14 protein-coding genes are annotated in these 15,756 nt (G+C 60.8%); 11 read left to right on the top strand and 3 right to left on the bottom strand.

Annotated features, from left to right (window positions below; all coding sequences use genetic code 11):
• Positions 1 to 86 precede the first annotated feature (86 nt).
• Genes Q9295_RS14890 through Q9295_RS14875 form a run of 4 tightly spaced genes read left to right on the top strand, consistent with a single transcriptional unit; the run spans position 87 to position 3,724 of the window.
• Complete coding sequence (locus tag Q9295_RS14890; protein ID WP_306681370.1) at positions 87 to 1,325, top strand: efflux RND transporter periplasmic adaptor subunit; 1,239 nt, start codon at positions 87 to 89, stop codon at positions 1,323 to 1,325.
• Positions 1,325 to 2,023, top strand: a complete 699-nt coding sequence (locus Q9295_RS14885) for an ABC transporter ATP-binding protein (RefSeq protein ID WP_306681369.1) — start codon at positions 1,325 to 1,327, stop codon at positions 2,021 to 2,023. The genes Q9295_RS14890 and Q9295_RS14885 overlap by 1 nt, the downstream gene beginning before the upstream one ends.
• On the top strand, positions 2,020 to 3,228 hold the full coding sequence (locus Q9295_RS14880; protein WP_306681368.1) for an ABC transporter permease: 1,209 nt from the start codon (positions 2,020 to 2,022) through the stop codon (positions 3,226 to 3,228). The genes Q9295_RS14885 and Q9295_RS14880 overlap by 4 nt, the downstream gene beginning before the upstream one ends.
• A gap of 58 nt (positions 3,229 to 3,286) precedes the next feature.
• On the top strand, positions 3,287 to 3,724 hold the full coding sequence (locus tag Q9295_RS14875; RefSeq protein WP_306681367.1) for a Fur family transcriptional regulator: 438 nt from the start codon (positions 3,287 to 3,289) through the stop codon (positions 3,722 to 3,724).
• 10 nt (positions 3,725 to 3,734) lie between these two features.
• On the opposite strand, the gene Q9295_RS14870 is transcribed toward Q9295_RS14875, so the two are convergent.
• The 3 genes from Q9295_RS14870 to Q9295_RS14860 all read right to left on the bottom strand — a co-directional run bounded on the left by Q9295_RS14870 (position 3,735) and on the right by Q9295_RS14860 (position 8,738).
• Positions 3,735 to 5,819 (bottom strand): oxidoreductase, encoded by a 2,085-nt coding sequence (locus tag Q9295_RS14870; protein ID WP_306681366.1) that lies wholly within the window; start codon positions 5,817 to 5,819, stop codon positions 3,735 to 3,737.
• The gene (locus tag Q9295_RS14865; protein WP_306681365.1) at positions 5,816 to 6,574 is read right to left on the bottom strand and encodes a nitrilase-related carbon-nitrogen hydrolase; all 759 of its coding nucleotides are present in this window, start codon (positions 6,572 to 6,574) and stop codon (positions 5,816 to 5,818) included. The genes Q9295_RS14870 and Q9295_RS14865 overlap by 4 nt, the downstream gene beginning before the upstream one ends.
• Before the next feature lie 100 nt (positions 6,575 to 6,674).
• Complete coding sequence (locus Q9295_RS14860) at positions 6,675 to 8,738, bottom strand: NADH:flavin oxidoreductase (RefSeq protein ID WP_306681364.1); 2,064 nt, start codon at positions 8,736 to 8,738, stop codon at positions 6,675 to 6,677.
• A gap of 137 nt (positions 8,739 to 8,875) precedes the next feature.
• Here Q9295_RS14860 and Q9295_RS14855 point away from each other — a divergent pair, with 137 nt between their 5' ends.
• From Q9295_RS14855 to Q9295_RS14825, 7 genes are all read left to right on the top strand, one after another.
• Positions 8,876 to 9,517: a TetR/AcrR family transcriptional regulator gene (locus Q9295_RS14855; RefSeq protein WP_306681363.1), complete on the top strand. Its 642-nt coding sequence runs from the start codon at positions 8,876 to 8,878 to the stop codon at positions 9,515 to 9,517.
• Between the two features lie 137 nt (positions 9,518 to 9,654).
• Positions 9,655 to 11,055: a hypothetical protein gene (locus Q9295_RS14850; RefSeq protein ID WP_306681362.1), complete on the top strand. Its 1,401-nt coding sequence runs from the start codon at positions 9,655 to 9,657 to the stop codon at positions 11,053 to 11,055.
• A gap of 84 nt (positions 11,056 to 11,139) precedes the next feature.
• A complete protein-coding gene (locus tag Q9295_RS14845; RefSeq protein ID WP_306681361.1) occupies positions 11,140 to 12,417 on the top strand; it encodes an ABC transporter substrate-binding protein in 1,278 nt (425 codons plus the stop codon).
• 72 nt (positions 12,418 to 12,489) lie between these two features.
• Positions 12,490 to 13,368: a branched-chain amino acid ABC transporter permease gene (locus Q9295_RS14840; protein WP_306681360.1), complete on the top strand. Its 879-nt coding sequence runs from the start codon at positions 12,490 to 12,492 to the stop codon at positions 13,366 to 13,368.
• Entirely contained in the window at positions 13,365 to 14,306 is a 942-nt protein-coding gene (locus Q9295_RS14835) for a branched-chain amino acid ABC transporter permease (protein WP_306681359.1), read from the top strand. The genes Q9295_RS14840 and Q9295_RS14835 overlap by 4 nt, the downstream gene beginning before the upstream one ends.
• A complete protein-coding gene (locus tag Q9295_RS14830) occupies positions 14,303 to 15,007 on the top strand; it encodes an ABC transporter ATP-binding protein (RefSeq protein WP_306681358.1) in 705 nt (234 codons plus the stop codon). Before Q9295_RS14835 ends, Q9295_RS14830 begins: the two co-directional genes overlap by 4 nt.
• A complete protein-coding gene (locus tag Q9295_RS14825) occupies positions 15,000 to 15,695 on the top strand; it encodes an ABC transporter ATP-binding protein (RefSeq protein WP_306681357.1) in 696 nt (231 codons plus the stop codon). Before Q9295_RS14830 ends, Q9295_RS14825 begins: the two co-directional genes overlap by 8 nt.
• Positions 15,696 to 15,756: the final 61 nt, after the last annotated feature.

The raw sequence follows: 15,756 nt of genomic DNA, 5'->3' as shown, positions 1-15,756 counted from the left end.
ACCTTCTAACGCCCGCTCCAAGCGGATATGTAAGCGACGGAATGCGCACCCTCGCGCGTAGGAGGGGAAAGCCAAAGGAATTTTCAGTGCCAAAGAGCGACAGCCGCCCCGACCTTACCCAAGTCTTGCAGGCCTCGCGTGCGCCTCGGCGCCGCTGGCCTTGGGCGATTGCGCTGCTGGCCGTGGCCCTGACCAGCTGGCTTTGGCTGCGCCCCGAGGCTGCGCCCACGACTTTGCGTTATGATACAACCCCGGTCACGCGCGGCGATCTGACGGTGACGGTCATTGCGACTGGAACGGTCCAACCCACGACAAGGGTTGATATTTCTTCGGAGCTCTCCGGCACTTTGGCGGCTGTGATGGTCGATTATAACGACGAAGTGAGTGAGGGGCAGATCCTTGCTCGGCTCGACAGCACCAATCTTCAATCCCGGCTGACGACGGCAGAAGCGCAACTGGCTGCCGCTGCCGGACGGCTGATCCAAGCCGAAGCCTCAGCGACGGAAGCCGCCGAGACTTGGGCCTCGACCGCAGCGCTGGATCAGCGCGGCCTTGCCGTTCGCTCAACCGTCATCGCTGCGAAAGCGGCAAATGACCGTGCCGCCGCCTCGGTTGCGATCGCCAAAGCCGATCTGCAACTGGCCGAAGCCAGCTTGGAAGAGGCCAAGACGGATCTCGCCAAAGCGGATATCCGCAGCCCAATCTCCGGGATCGTGCTTAACCGTGCCGCCGAGAAGGGCATGATCGTCGCCGCCACGTTGAACGCGCCCGTGCTTTTCACCTTGGCCGAAGACCTCAGTCGGATGCAGCTGCAGGTCGATATTGATGAGGCCGATATCGGCCGTGTCGCCGTCGGCAATGCGGCCAATTTCAGCGTCGACGCCTATCCCGGCCGCAGCTTTCCGGCTCAGATCACCCAGCTGCGCTACGCGCCGGAAGAGACGGACGGCGTTGTCACCTATAAGGCGGTGCTGACGGTGCAAAACGATGATCTTTTGCTGCGCCCCGGCATGACGGCCACCGCCACAATCACCGTCGCGCGCGAGCCGGGCGTGCTTTTGGTGCCGATGGCGGCTTTGCGCTATGCGCCGCCGATCAGTGACGGCGCCGGCCGTTCTGGCGGCGGACTTTTGGGTCTTATCATGCCTTCGGGACGCGGCAGCAGCCGTGGCAAGGCCGATGGCAGCTCGATCTACGTCTTACGGGCAGGCGCGCCCGAAAAGATCACCATCACTGCAGGGGCCTCGGACGGGAAAATGATCGCCGTCTCAGCCGCCACTTTGGCCGAGGGCGATCAGGTGATCACCGGGCAGAGTGACCGCTGATGGCGCTGATCGAATTTCGCGGCGTATCGCGCAGTTACGGGCAGGGCGAGGCCGAGGTGAAGGCGCTGGACAGCGTTGATCTGACGGTTGGAACTGGCGAGTTCGTGGCGATTATGGGCCCCTCGGGCTCGGGTAAATCGACCGCGATGAACATCATCGGTTGCCTCGATCGGCCCAGCGGCGGGCAATATCTTTTTGAAGGCACGCCGGTGGAGCACTTGACCCCAGACGCCCGCGCCCTGTTGCGGCGGCATTACTTGGGCTTCGTGTTTCAAGGTTTCAACCTTCTGGCGCGAACCTCTGCGCTAGAGAATGTCGAATTACCTTTAATCTACAAAGGTTTGCCGCGAGCGCAGCGTATGGCGCGAGCGCGCGAAGCTTTGGCGCGGGTGGGCTTGGCTGGGCGCGAGGGGCACCATCCCTCGCAGCTGTCGGGCGGCCAGCAACAGCGTGTTGCCATCGCCCGCGCTTTGGCGGGTGATCCAAGCGTGATCCTGGCTGATGAGCCGACGGGGAACCTAGATAGCCAGCGGAGTCATGAGATTATGCTTTTGCTGCAGCAGCTTAACCGGGATGAAGGCATCACGGTCGTGATGGTGACGCATGAGCCCGACATTGCCGCCTATGCCAAGAGGCTTGTGGTCTTCACCGATGGCCATATCGTCGAAGATCGCCCGCAGCCGGAGTTAAGCCTATGATAACCGAGGCTTTTCGACTCGCATTGCGCTCCATCATCCGCAACAAGTTGCGGTCCTTCCTGACCATGCTTGGCATTGTGATCGGCGTTGCTTCGGTGATTGCGATGGTGACGGTCGGGCAGGGCTCTTCGGCGCAAGTCACAGCTTCGGTCGAGGCTATGGGCTCGGATCTGTTGGTCCTGCGCCCCGGTCGGCGTGAGTTCGGCCCCCCCGGTGCCGGGGGGCGCGCGCGCGCCTTCACCTTGCGCGACGCTGAAGCTTTGGCGCAACTGCCCGAGGTGGCGCGGATCGCCCCGATTGCCAGCTCCAGCCAGACCGTGGTGGCGGGCAGCGCCAATGCCGCGACCTCGATCACCGGCTCCACGCCGGATTGGCTGCATGTGAGCAATTCGAGCCTTGCCGCCGGGCGCAATTTTACCGACGAAGAGGACAATGCTGGCCAGGCTATGTGCCTTTTGGGGCAAACCGTTCGGCAGCGGCTATTCGGCCAGACCGATCCGGTGGGCCAAACCGTGCGGATCAAGTCGATTTCTTGCCAGGTCATCGGCCTGTTGCAGGCAAAGGGGGCTGGCAGCTTCGGTCAAGATCAAGACGATGTCGTGGTGATGCCAATCCGGCTTTTGCAGCGCCGTCTTGCCGGTGGCAGCGATGTCAGCACGCTGCAAATCTCGGTCAGCCCTGGTACAGAAGTTGCCGAAGCGATGGGTGCTATTCGTGAGGTGATGCGTGAACGTCGTCGTCTAACAGTTGAACAAGACGACGATTTTTCGCTTACCGACATGAAGGAAATCGCCTCAATGTTGAACTCTGTCAACACTGTATTGGCGGGGTTGTTGTCCTCGGTCGCGGCGGTCAGCCTATTGGTGGGCGGCATCGGCATTATGAACATCATGCTGGTTTCTGTGACCGAGCGTACGCGTGAAATTGGCATTCGACTGGCGGTTGGCGCATCAGCCCGTCAGGTGCTGACACAATTCTTGGTGGAGTCGGTTGCGCTCTCGGTGCTGGGCGGCATCATCGGCATCTTAACCGGGTTGCTTATGGCTTGGGGCGCAGGCCGCTTCATGGGAATTCCCTTTGTTATCGACCCATTGGTGGTGGTTCTTGCCTTCGGCTTCTCAGCCCTGGTGGGCGTGGTCTTCGGCTATTTTCCCGCCCGTCGCGCCGCGCGCATGGATCCAATCGAGGCGCTGCGTCATCAGTGACCTGGGTAATTCTCAGCTGCGAGGTTGCACTTGCGACTTGATCGGTTAAAATCCACCGATGAAGACAATCGATCCCTCACTGCGCGATAAAACGAAACGCCTGACGCAGGCCTTGCGCGATGGCGGCGTGCGCGTCACCCGTCAGCGGGAGGTGCTTTTGCGCATCCTGGCCGAGGCAGAGGATCACCCCGACGCCACCGAGTTGCATCGCCGCGCCCGTGCGGTGGATGACAGCGTCTCGCTCGCCACGGTTTATCGCACTTTATCGGTGCTAGAACGTGAGGGCGTGGTGCAACGGCATTCGTTTGAAAGCGGCGCGGCGCGGTTTGAGGTCGCTGATCCGGCGCATCACGACCATATCGTCGATCTTGATTCCGGCGAAATCATCGAATTTCGCAACGATAGGATTGAGGAGCTGCAACGCCAGATCGCCGCCGAGATGGGCTATGAGATCATCCATCACCGCATGGAACTTTATTGTAAGAAAAGGGCTTAGCGCTGCTTTTTCATGTAGGCGTGAGGCGGTGTTCGGGCAGAAGGTCCGCGATTTCACGCCGGAAGGTTAAAGCATCGCCAAGGGGGTCTTGGTCCAGCTCCTCGGCCCAACGACGCCCAGCATAGGTTGCCCAGGCGATCGGGCCCGGGGCGGCTGCATCGCCAATCAACTTTAAGCTCTTTACCCCGGCATTGGCGAGATCCATGCCCCGAAGCTCTTGGTAAAGGCGATCCTCAGGCCGTCGACTGGTCACCATGACAACCGCCTCTGCTGGCAAGATGCTTTGTCGGCCACTCCAGGTGCAGCCTAGGGTTACCTCATCCTTTCCAATGGTTTCCGGTGCTTTGTTCAAGTGGATCTCTACGCCGAGATCCAGCAAACGGCGCATGATCGTGGCTTGCTCCAGCGTGTTGTCCGTCCATTCAGCAACCTTCACCGCGGGGGTGACGAAATCGACGCGGTTGCCCTTCGCCACCAACAGCTCTGCAAGCACCGATCCCATGTAGAAATGATCATCATCATAAAGGGTTACGCGAAGGCCTTCAGGTAATTTTCCCGCCATGAGATCGTCGGGCGAATAGATCGGCATCGCGGGATCGGTCGGTATATCGTGAAGATGCAACCGGGCCACCGCGTCGCGGCGCCAGTGCGAACCGGTGGCAAGCAAGATATGCTCGACGCCCATTCCCAGAATATCGAGCGTTTCCATAGGGCTATCGCGGTAAATTTCCACATTGGGCATAGGTGCCATCTGGCCCGTTCTGTAATCCGCCACACGCCCCCAAGCCGATAATCCAGGCAAGAGCCGCTCGCGCGCAACCCGCCCGCCCAGCTCTTGCCGCGCCTCGGCCAGAGTGACCGCATAACCGCGGCGCCCGGCCTGCAAGGCGGCCTCAAGCCCTGCCGGGCCTGCGCCAATCACCAAGACCGATTGGCTGTGCCCCTTGGTGCGTGGCCGCTCCGGGTGCCAGCCTTTGCGCCATTCCTCCATAAAAGCGGTGTTCTGCGTGCAGCGGCTGATCGCTCCGGTCATATCGCCCGAGACGCAGATATTGCAGCCGATGCATTCCCTGATATCGTCGTATCGGCCCTGTTCTACCTTCTGCGGCAAGAAGGGATCCGCGATCGAAGGCCTTGCCGCGCCTATGAAATCTAGAATTCCAGATTTGATTTGGCGCACCATTGCGTCGGGGCTGGTGAAACGTCCCACGCCGACGACAGGCTTTGAGGTCAATGCCTTAATGCCTTGAACAAGCTCTTCTTGTGCAGCTTCGGGCTTGAAACGGCTGGTGCCTGAGCAATTCTCCCATGTGCCGTGGGCTAGGTCCCAAATATCGGGCAGGTCGCCATGCATCTCAATAAAGTCGCGCAACTCGGCGTTTGAAAAGCCAAAAGGGCCAGCCTCATTCAAAGACATCCGCAGCGAGACTGCTAATTCGCCTTTCGTAGTTTCTCTCGCATCTTCAACAACTTCGCGCAGGAACCTGCCACGGTTTTCAAGGTTGCCACCATATTCGTCTGTCCGATGGTTGGTGGCACGCGATAGGAAATGTTGCAAAATGCCAAATCCATGCGCGCCGTAAAGGCAGATCAGATCAAACCCCGCCTCATGGCTGCGGCGAAAAGCGTTGCGGAACCAACGGCGCAGATCGCGGATATCCTCACGGTCCATCGTGCGCGCCTGAACTGGGTCCGAGGTAAAGGTCAGGATTGGTCCGCCCGAAACCGCCAACGGCACCTCGCGCGAGTAGAGGTTTGGCCCGTTGATACCTGAATATGCGAGCTGAATCCCCGCAAGGGCCCCATGCGATTTCATCGCCTCGGCCATGCGGGCAAGTGCCGGAATGTCGCGATCATCCCAAAGGTGCTGCTCGATGAAGGGGGTGATCTCAGAGCTCGGGTGGATTTCGGTCTGTTCTGTGAAAATCACGCCCCAGCCGCCTTCGGCCTTGGTGCGGCGCATCTCAACCACAGCCGAGGGGTCTCGGTAGCCACCGCCATTGCAATGCGGCACCTGATAGAACCGGTTCTTCGCGGTTTTTGGACCAATTTTCAACGGAGTAAAGAGAATGTCGTGCTGCGGCGAGCGGGTCATTCGATCACCCTTAGATCTGCATTTTGGCTGGAAATATAGGCGGGACGGCGCGCCGGAAGGTCGGCGATCAGCAGTGCGGGTGTGGGGCCTGCTTGTGCCAAGACCTCGCCATGCGGGCCGACGATCACGCTGTGCCCTTGGTAGTCAAGATCGCCCTCACTGCCGCAGTAATTGGCGTAGACGATCGAGACGCCGTGGTTGGCGGCCATCGCAGGCACCGTGGCGCGGGACACATGTTCGAATGGTGTCATATTGGCCGTGGGTGCAAAGATTGCCGTCACACCTTTGGCGCGCAATGAGCTGATATGGCTAGAAAATTCTACATCATAACAAATCAGCAGCGCGACGGTTTCTGCGCCCAGAGGAAACGTCACATAGGCGTCACCGGCGCGGTACAGGGCACGCTCACGGGGGCCGAAGAGCTGGATCTTGCGGTAATGTGCCAGCGGTTCGCCGTCCGGTCCAAGGCAGATGGCGGCATTGTAGATATGGTCGCCGTCGCGCTCGGCATAGCCCAGAATGAGCGCGCAGTCGGCGGACGCGGCCGCACGACCCAATCTGGTAAACACGGGGTCATCTGCCGATAAGGCATTGTTTGGGCTGATATCTTGGTTGTAGCCGGGCAGCCAAGTCTCTGGCATGACCAGAGCTTGGGCGCCAAGTGCACCGGCCGAGGCCAAAGCAGCCTCGGCCTGCAACAGGGCCGCATCTCTATCTCCCGCCGGAGAGTAGCCCTGCCAAAGTGCCAATCGCATCGTCACCCCTCTGGGGATACCCCCGATATCATGCCAGAAAGCTACATTCTGAGATATCGAGGGGTATATACCCCCAGAGAGGTATCGCGTCAGACGCGGCTTAGATATCCTTCATCAAGCGCAGCGCATCATAGATCGCGGCGTGGGTGTTGCGAGATTCCACTGCATCCCCAATACGATAGAGCACGAAGCCCTTCGGGCCGTCGCCTTTCGGCTGAGGCTCGCCTTTGATCAAAGCATCATAATCCACCGCTCCGAGGTTTTCCGACTTTGGCTTCAGCGCGAAGTAAAGATCGGCGTTCGGGGCTGTGCCGTGGTTCACCACGATCTGATCATAGCTCTTCTCAAGTGCCAGATCGCGGATGTAGTCCGAACCGATCTGTGCCTTCAACTGATTGCCGTCGCGAGCCACGGATGAGAGGCGATAGGTGACGGTGAAGGTGGTGTTTTTCCCTTGCAGACTGCGCATATAGGGGACGAGGTTCATCCCCATCACCTCAGGCGCGAAGCTGCGATCCGGGGTCATCACCTCGACCTTCGCACCAGCCGCCACCAAAGCATCAGCCGTTTGCAAAGCGGTGTGGTCGCCTGCATCATCATAGAGCAGAACATTGCTGCCAGGCTTCACGTCGCCCGAGAGGATATCCCAAGCCTGCACGCAGAGCTCCTCACCCGAAGACAGGCCCACGGCTTGCGGCATGCCGCCGGTAGCGATGATCACGGCGTCAGGAGAAAGTGCAGAAATATCAGCCTCTTCCGCGAAGGTATTAAAGTTAAACTTTACCCCTTTGGCGGTGCATTGTTCCATCCGCCAATCGATAATACCAATCATCTCAGAGCGTCGTTTTTGCTGCGAGGTCAGAAGGATCTGACCGCCAGCACGCGGCCCGGCCTCGAACACGGTCACCTTATGGCCGCGCTCAGCAGCGACACGCGCGGCCTCGAGCCCCGCAGGACCGGCGCCGACGATCACCACATTCTTGGCGGCCGCCACTGGTGTAAATTCATGCGGCATCGTCTCTTCGCGGCCCGTGGCGGCGTTGTGGATGCAAAGCGCCATGCCACCTTGGTAAATCCGGTCCAGGCAATAGGTGGCGCCGACGCAAGGACGGATGTCATGTTCCCGTTTTTCAATGATTTTCCGCACGACATGTGGGTCCGCCATATGGGCGCGGGTCATGCCGACCATGTCGACCAAACCCGAAGAAACCGCATGCCGCGCCGTCGCGACATCGGGGATGCGGGCGGCGTGGAAGGTCGGCAGGCCAACTTCGGCCCGGATGCGGCCGGCAAGGTCCAGATGCGGCGCCGAGGGCATGCCTTGCACCGGGATCACATCGGTCAAAGCGGCATCGGTGTGGATGCGGCCCCGGATGATGTTGACGAAATCAACCAGACCCGAGGCTTGGAACCGCCGCGCCATCTCGACGCCTTCTTCGGTGGGAATGCCGCCCGGCGCATCCTCATCGGCGACATAACGCATACCCAGCAAGAGCTTAGGCCCAACCCGGTCGCGCACGGCTTGCAGCACATCCATGGCAAAGCGCAGCCGGTTGTCAAAGCTGCCGCCATAGGGGCTGTCGGTCAGCGTATTGGTGAGGGGACTGATGAATTGGTCCATCAAATGCCCGTAGCACTCAAACTCGACCCCATCGACGCCAGCGGCTGCCATTCTCTCAGCTGCGTCGGCGTAGTCCTTGATAATACGGCTGATATCCCAATCCTCGATCACCTTTGGGAAGGCGCGGTGGCTCGGCTCACGCTGCGGGCCGGGCGCCACGACGGGCAGCCAATCGGCTTTGTCCCAGCGGGTGCGACGGCCCAGATGCGACAGCTGGATCATCACGGCCGCTCCGGCCTCGTGACAATCATCGGTCAGCTTTTTCATCCACGGAACGATCTCGTCTTTCCAGACCAAGAGGTTTGAGAACACCGGCGGGCTGTCGCGGCTGACCGAGGCCGAACCTGCCGTCATCACCATCGAGACACCGGCTTTGGCCCGCTCCAGATGATACATCCGGTAGCGGTCTTTCGGCAGGCCATCGTCGGAATAGGCTGGCTCATGCGCGGTGGTCATAATGCGATTGCGCAAGGTGAGGTGCTTCAGCTGATAGGGCTGCAGCAGCGGATCGTTCGAGGTTTTGGAACGGGCGGGGTCTGACATGGGTTGCGGCCTTGTGTGGGGTGGCTGCGCATAATCTTGATCAGGTAAAGGATTCCGTCAAATGAAAAGTCGACACTTGTGTCGACTTTTTGCAGCAAATGGTTGCCGCTCGCCAATCCGCCGTCTAGGCTGTGCCCATGACAGATCAGAACATTGTGTTTGAACCAAAAGACCGAGGCTGGCGTGGATCCGCTTCACTTTGGCTTGATGGCGCGCATGCGCTTTTGATCGAAGGCGGGGTTGAGGCGGTGAAAATCGGCCCTCTGGCCACCCGGCTCGGGCTGTCACGCACCTCGTTTTACTGGCATTTTGCGGATCGTGAGGCCTTGTTGGCTGCCCTGATCGACCGCTGGCGCGACACCAACACCCGGGGGCTGGTGGCACGGATAGGGGCCGAGTATCCCACAATCACCAGTGCGATCTTGGCGCTCTTTGATGCTTGGGTCGATCCAAAGCTCTTTGATTCCGCAGCAGAATTTGCCATGCGAACCTGGGCCTTGACCGATCCCGCGCTAGAGCGTGCCCTTATGCACGAAGATGAGGCGCGGATCGCCGCTCTGACAGATCTCTTCTTGCGCTACGGTTATTCTGCGGCCGAGGCCGACACTCGCGCCCGCACGGTCTATCTCACACAAGTCGGCTATATCACCCTGCGCTCGGCCGAGCCGGTGGACGCCCGCATGTCCCGCATTGCCGCCTATGCGCTGATCTTCACCGGTGTGGCCCCCAAACCCGAAGAAGTCCAAGCCTTTCTGGCGCGCCACGACAGCGCGGTTTAGCAAAGCCCTTGTCCCATTCATCTTGACCCAAATACTCCGGGGGTGCGGGGGCTGGCCCCCGCGGGCTTAGAACCTAGTGCCCAGATTGTAACCTTGGGCGCTTTTGGGCAAAGAGGCGCAACAACCAAGGGGGCGGCATGCGGCGGCAGATCAAGCACAAGGCACAGGGGGGCTGCCACGGCCGGCTCACGCCTGTGCCTGCTGGGCTCAGTGTTCTGCTTGTTCCCGGCGCGGCATGGGCCTGCGCTTTGCCGCCTTCGGTGATCCTGACCCTGCCCACCCGCCATTACATCACCGCTGCGGCACTGACCGTCGCTTTGACGGCGCTGTTGGCCGCCCTTGCCGGGCGCTTGCCGCAGATGGGGGCGCAGGTCTGGGCGCGGCGGCGCGATTGGCTGCCGGCAAGCCTAACCTCTTACGTCAGTTTCTTAGCGTTTCTCGGCCTTGTTCTGATTGGCTTTTTCGGGCCGCGTGACCCGATGCACAACTTGATGACCTTGGTGTTCTGGACGGTGATCTGGATCGTCGTGCCATTGGCTTCGGCGGTGTTTGGCAACATCTGGCGGCCCATCAATCCCTGGACAGGCCCGGTGCGCATTGCCCGCACTTTGCTGGGCCGCAGCACCGGTATCGGCCTGGCACGGCTGGGCGCTTGGCCTGCGATCGGCTTTTATCTGTGGTTCATCTGGTTTCAGATGATCTCCTCTTCGCCCGATGACCCTGCGGTTTTGGCACAAGCGGCGCTGACCTATTGGGCGATCATTTTCGTTCTGGCCGTGGCAGAGGGCGAAGATTGGCTCGAAGAGGGGGAGTTTTTCACTCTACTCTTCGGCTTCGTGTCCCGGATCGCCCCGCTCTGGGCCGAGCGGCAAGACGGTCAACTGACCCGGATGATCGGCTGGCCGGGCGCGCAGGTGCTGCGCATGGCACCGCTATCGCGCGGATCCATGGTCTTCATCGCCCTTGTCCTTTCCGCCCTGACATTTGAGGGGCTGAGCGAGACCTTCTTCTGGCAAGGTTTGATCGGTCAAAACCCGCTTGAGCCGATGGGCCGCTCGGCCGTGGCATGGCAAAACAGCTTCGGGCTTTTGGCAGTCTTCGCGCTGACGCTGAGCCTTTTGGCCATCGGCATGCAGCTTGGGGAGAAGCTCTCACAAGGCGGCATGCGCGCCGACCGGATCATGCTCTCCTTCCTCGCCATCGCCAGCGGCTATCATGGCGCGCATTATCTGATGATGCTGCTGACCGCGGGGCAATATACTTTGGCCGCGCTGAACGATCCCTTTATGTCGGGCGACAGTTGGCTGGGTCTGCCGCCTTTCTATGTCTCCTTCGGCTTTCTCACCGACGCACGGATCATGCCTTTGCTTTATGGCACGCAATTCGTGCTGATCTTGGGCGCGCATCTGCTGGCAGTTGTTCTGTCTTTTCAACTCTCTGGCCCGCAGCGGCCGATCGCGCATCTGCCGCTGACGATCCTGATGGTGGGCTACACCGTTTTGGGGCTTTGGCTGCTTTCCACCGCCCGCAGCGGCTGATTGGCAATGGACATTGCCGCGCTGCGGCGACACATTGCCGGCGACATTGCCCCTAGGGTAAGCGCGCCGAGGAGAGTTTGCATCATGACCACGACTTCGTTGTTCACGCCGTCCCGCCGTAGGCTTTTGCAAACCGCAGGGGCAGGGCTCTTAACCTCTGCCATGCCAAGCTATGTCTGGGGGCAAGCCGCGCCGCTGAAGATCGGGTTCCAGCTGCACCGCACCGGGATCGGCGCCTCTTATGGCCGCTGGTATGAGCGCACGACCACTGCCGCCGCCGCTGCGATCAATGCCGCCGGTGGCATTGCCGGGCGTGAGGTGCAGATTCATTATGAGGATGACGCCACCGATCCCAAACGCGGCGCGGAAGTGGTTGAAAAGCTTGCTGGACCGGCTGGCTGCGATCTTATCATGGGCACGCTTTTTAGCCATGTCGTGATGGGCTCGGCCCCGCGCGCGGGGGAGCTGAAGATCCCTTATCTCGTCTGCTCCGAGGGCTATCACGTCGCCTCGGGCGCGCTGAACCGCTGGGTTTTGCAGCCCGGCATCACCGATGTGCGCCAGCAGATCTCGGCTATGGCCCCTTGGGTGGCGGAAAATCTGGGCAAAAAGGTCACGATGATCTACCCGGATTATGCCTTTGGTCATGACCACCGCGACCATTTCCCCGCCGCGATCGAGGCGCAGGGCGGTGAGGTGATCGCCCAAATTGCGATCCCGCCGACCGAGACCAGCTTCACCCGCTATTTGCCGCAGATCCCGGCGGACACGGAAGTGCTTTATCACGTCATGGTTGGCCCGGCCGTGTTAACATTCGTAAAAGAACTGGGCGAGTTTTATGGCTCGGGTGCCAAGCCAGCACTCTTTGGCTTTATCGACAGTCTTGAGGCTGTGGATACCGCCAGCCCGGGGCTCGAATTCCTCGAAGGCTCGCATTTCTGGGAAGGCCATTGCCGGGCGAAACCCGCAGATGCTGGTGCCGATGAGACCGCCTACCGCGCTGCAGTGGGCGTCGATGACAATGGTTGCAGCGTCTCGGACGCCAAAGATGTCTCGACCTATGCGCATATGTTCTCTTGCTGGGAGACATTGTATTTTATCAAAGAAGCGATTGAAACTTCGGGCTATTCCAGCCCTGCCGATCGCCAGAAGCTGGTCGAGGCGATGGAGGCGATCACCGATCTGCCCGCAGGGCCTGAGCGGCCGCAAGGCGCTATGGTCTTTGATGGCAAAAAGCATCAGGCCTTTGGGGTGCAAAATATCTCGAAGGTCGAAGGCGGCAAGCTGGTGCGGGTGCATCAGACCACGCTGGAAGAAAGCCTTTACGACAACGCCACCGATTACACCGCGCTGTCCTTCTAACGCCTGAGACGGGGCAGGCGTGGCGCTTCCCCCCATCTCAGCCTCTCGCCTTAACGAAGGTTAACCCAAGCCATGGCCTTTGGACCATTCTTGCTTTTGGCCCTGATGGAAGGGCTTGTCACCGCCGCTGTCCTTTCGCTTGCGGCGGTGGGGCTTAGCTTGGTCTTTGGCGTCATGCGAGTGGTCAATGTGGCGCATGGCGAGTTCTTCATGCTGGGCGCGGTGATCGCTTGGTTCGTCTCGACCATGGTGCCGGGCCCGGCTTGGCTGGCCTTTGCCGCCGCGCTGATCGTGGCCCCGGTCTTGGTCGCGGCACTGGCCGCAATGGTCGACGGGCTGGTGCTGAAGCGGCTCAGCTATAACCCCGAGGCCACCATCCTCGCCACGATTGGCGTCATGTATATGATCCAGCAAGCGGCGCTGAGCTATTATGGTCCCGATGCGCGCCCGGTGCTGGCGCCGTTCAGCTGGCGCCTCCAGCTGCCGTGGTTTGGCTATTCGGGCTATAAGCTTTTCGTCGTCCTCGCCGCCGGGCTGGTCTTGCTGGCGGTCTGGCTGGGGCTGACCCGCTCAAAAGCCGGGCTGGTGATGCGCGCCACGCAAGTCGACCGTGAGGTGGCGCAGGCATTCGGCATCAACGTCGGTCTGGTTTATCGCGGCGTCTTTGCCCTAGGCGCGGGCCTCGCCGCTCTGGGCGCGGTGCTCTATGTGCCGATCTCTCAGGCGCATTATCTGATGGGGCATGACCCGCTGTTGCTGTCCTTCATCGTGGTGATCATTGGCGGTTTGGGCTCGCTGCGTGGCACTTTGGTGGCGGCTTTGGTCATTGGCCTCTCGGATGGGGTGATCAGCATGTTCTTCTCCCCGACTTTGGCCAAAATCTTGGCAACTTTGCTGGTGGGGCTGGTGTTGGTCTTCCGCCCGCAGGGGCTTTTCGGAGCGAAAGAATGACGGGCGGGCGGATCTGGGCGCTGCATTTGGCCGTGCTTGTGGCTTTGCTGGCAGCGGGGCTGCTGCTGCCGGGCTATCACAGCACAAATCTGGCGCGGATCTTGGTACTGGCGACTTTCGCGCTCGGCTATAATTTGGCCTTTGGCTACACGGGGCTTCTCAGCCTTGGCCATGCGATGTTCTTTGCCGCTGGCATGTATGGCGCAGGCCTTCCCGCCTGGCATTGGGGCTGGGAGGCGGGGCCGGCGCTTTTGACCGGCGCGGCTGCTGGCGGCTTGCTGGCGCTGCTCGCCGGGAGTCTGGCTTTGCGCACGGCGGGGGTGTCTTTCATGATCGTCACCCTGATGTTTGCCCAAGCCTTCGCTTTGAGCCTGCTCTATTTCAGCGACTGGACCGGCGGGGATGATGGCTTTGCCGTGCCCACCACCGCGCGGCTGGTGTTTGGCCATGCTTTATCGGCGGATGTGCCGCGCTTTCTGGCCGCATGGGGCGTCTTTGCCTTGGGGCTGGTCATAGCCTTGGCCTTGGTCTGCTCGCGCTTTGGTCGTGTCATGGTGGCTTTGCGCGAGAATGAAGAGCGCGCGCGGATGCTGGGCATCAACCCTTACCGCGCCAAGCTGCAAGTGCTGGTGATCTCGGGCATTTATTCCGGCGTGGCGGGGGCGGCTTATGCCTTGCTCTTTGGCTATGTCGGGTCGAGCTTTGCGAGCATTCAATATTCCATCCTGCCAATGCTTTATGTGCTATTGGGCGGCGCGGGCACGGTGCTGGGCGGGGTTATCGGCGCGGCTGGGATCTTTTACCTCACCGAATGGGCCACGGCGCTGACCTCGGCTTGGCTCTTCTTGGTCGGCCTTGCCTTGGTTGTCTTGGTGCTCTTCTTGCCCAAAGGCGTCTTGGGCTGGGTGCGGGCCAAGCTTTGGAGGAACCTGCCATGAGCCTTCTCCGCGCCCGCGGTCTTCAGCGGCATTTCGGCGGCATTGCCGCGGTGGATGGGGTGGATTTTGACCTTGAGAAGGGCGAGATTCACGGGTTGATCGGTCCCAATGGGGCCGGAAAAACCACCTTCGTCTCGCTGCTCTCGGGGCGCATCGCGCCGCAAGAAGGGCGGATCACCTTGGAGGGCGAAGACATCACCGCGCTGCCCGCCCATGCAAGGGTGCGCCGGGGGCTTGGCTATACCTTTCAAATCACGGCGATTTTCCCCGGGCTTTCGGTCTTCGACAATGTGGCACTGGCGGTGCAGGGCGGGCGTGGCAGGGGCGATCTGAAGGCGCTGGTCGCCCGTGCCTTGGCGCAGGTGGGACTTGAAGCCCTGCGCGATGAGGAGGCGGGAACGCTGTCCTACGGCCACCTACGGCTTTTGGAACTGGCGATGGGGCTGGCATTGCAGCCCAAGGTCTTGATCTTGGACGAGCCGACGCAAGGCCTTGCCGCAGGCGAGATCGCGGGCTTTATCCAACTGGTGCGCGGCCTTACGCCCGAAGTCTCGGTTCTGTTGATCGAGCATAATATGGCGGTGGTGATGGAATTGGCCCAGCGGATCACTGTGCTGAACTTTGGCCGCGTGCTGGCGCAGGGCAGTCCCGCCGAGATCCGGGCCAATAAAGCGGTGCAGGAGGCCTATCTCGGTGCTTGAACTGAAAGGCATTCGCGCAGGCTATGGCGCAGTCACCGTGCTGCAAGGCGTGGATTTCACCGCCAAATCCGGCGAGGTCACCTGCATCATGGGCCGCAATGGCGCGGGCAAGACCACGCTTCTCAAGACGATCATGGGGCTGGTCGCGCCGCGCGCGGGCGAGATCACCTTGGAGGGAGCCGTGATCTCTGGCCTGCCTGCACATCAGGTGCCGGGTCGGGGGCTGGCTTGGGTGCCGCAAGGACGGCGGCTCTTTGGCCCGTTAACTGTCGCCGAGAACCTTGAGATTGGCGGTCTTTTGGGCGGTCATAAGCCTCAGGTCAAAGAGCGTGTTTTAGAGCTGTTCCCAAGGCTGCGTGAGCGTCTGAACCAGCAAGCCTCCACCCTTTCGGGTGGCGAACAACAGATGCTCGCAATCGCCCGTGGGTTGTGTCTTGAGCCTAAGGTGTTGTTGCTGGATGAGCCGACCGAGGGGCTGCAGCCGAGCATGATCGCTCTGATCCGTGATTCGGTTTTGCAGCTGAAAGCCACTGGTGTGGCGGTGGTTTTGGTAGAACAGCGCGTGGAAGCGGTGCTGCAAATGGCCGATCAAGTGGCGTTCATGGCACAAGGTGCGATTCGCGCTATGGTTGTGGCGCAACAGTTGTCCCCTAACGCGCCCGAGTTTGCCGAGTTCGTCGGCGTGTGACCAAAAGTCACGCCGGGCCTGCGGCAGTGGCGTGGGCAGGGCCGTATCCAAGCGATCCGAT

This window comes from Pseudogemmobacter lacusdianii, from assembly GCF_030848395.1.
Taxonomy (GTDB): domain Bacteria; phylum Pseudomonadota; class Alphaproteobacteria; order Rhodobacterales; family Rhodobacteraceae; genus Pseudogemmobacter; species Pseudogemmobacter lacusdianii.
This window is presented reverse-complemented; position numbering and strand designations above follow the sequence as displayed.

Coding starts and splice junctions, on each gene's coding strand:
- Q9295_RS14885 (WP_306681369.1), top strand. CDS start 1,325: ATGGCGCTGATCGAATTTCGCGGCGTATCGCGCAGTTACGGGCAGGGC.
- Q9295_RS14850 (WP_306681362.1), top strand. CDS start 9,655: ATGCGGCGGCAGATCAAGCACAAGGCACAGGGGGGCTGCCACGGCCGG.
- Q9295_RS14855 (WP_306681363.1), top strand. CDS start 8,876: ATGACAGATCAGAACATTGTGTTTGAACCAAAAGACCGAGGCTGGCGT.
- Q9295_RS14835 (WP_306681359.1), top strand. CDS start 13,365: ATGACGGGCGGGCGGATCTGGGCGCTGCATTTGGCCGTGCTTGTGGCT.
- Q9295_RS14845 (WP_306681361.1), top strand. CDS start 11,140: ATGACCACGACTTCGTTGTTCACGCCGTCCCGCCGTAGGCTTTTGCAA.
- Q9295_RS14880 (WP_306681368.1), top strand. CDS start 2,020: ATGATAACCGAGGCTTTTCGACTCGCATTGCGCTCCATCATCCGCAAC.
- Q9295_RS14860 (WP_306681364.1), bottom strand. CDS start 8,738: ATGTCAGACCCCGCCCGTTCCAAAACCTCGAACGATCCGCTGCTGCAG.
- Q9295_RS14840 (WP_306681360.1), top strand. CDS start 12,490: ATGGCCTTTGGACCATTCTTGCTTTTGGCCCTGATGGAAGGGCTTGTC.
- Q9295_RS14870 (WP_306681366.1), bottom strand. CDS start 5,819: ATGACCCGCTCGCCGCAGCACGACATTCTCTTTACTCCGTTGAAAATT.
- Q9295_RS14865 (WP_306681365.1), bottom strand. CDS start 6,574: ATGCGATTGGCACTTTGGCAGGGCTACTCTCCGGCGGGAGATAGAGAT.
- Q9295_RS14875 (WP_306681367.1), top strand. CDS start 3,287: ATGAAGACAATCGATCCCTCACTGCGCGATAAAACGAAACGCCTGACG.
- Q9295_RS14830 (WP_306681358.1), top strand. CDS start 14,303: ATGAGCCTTCTCCGCGCCCGCGGTCTTCAGCGGCATTTCGGCGGCATT.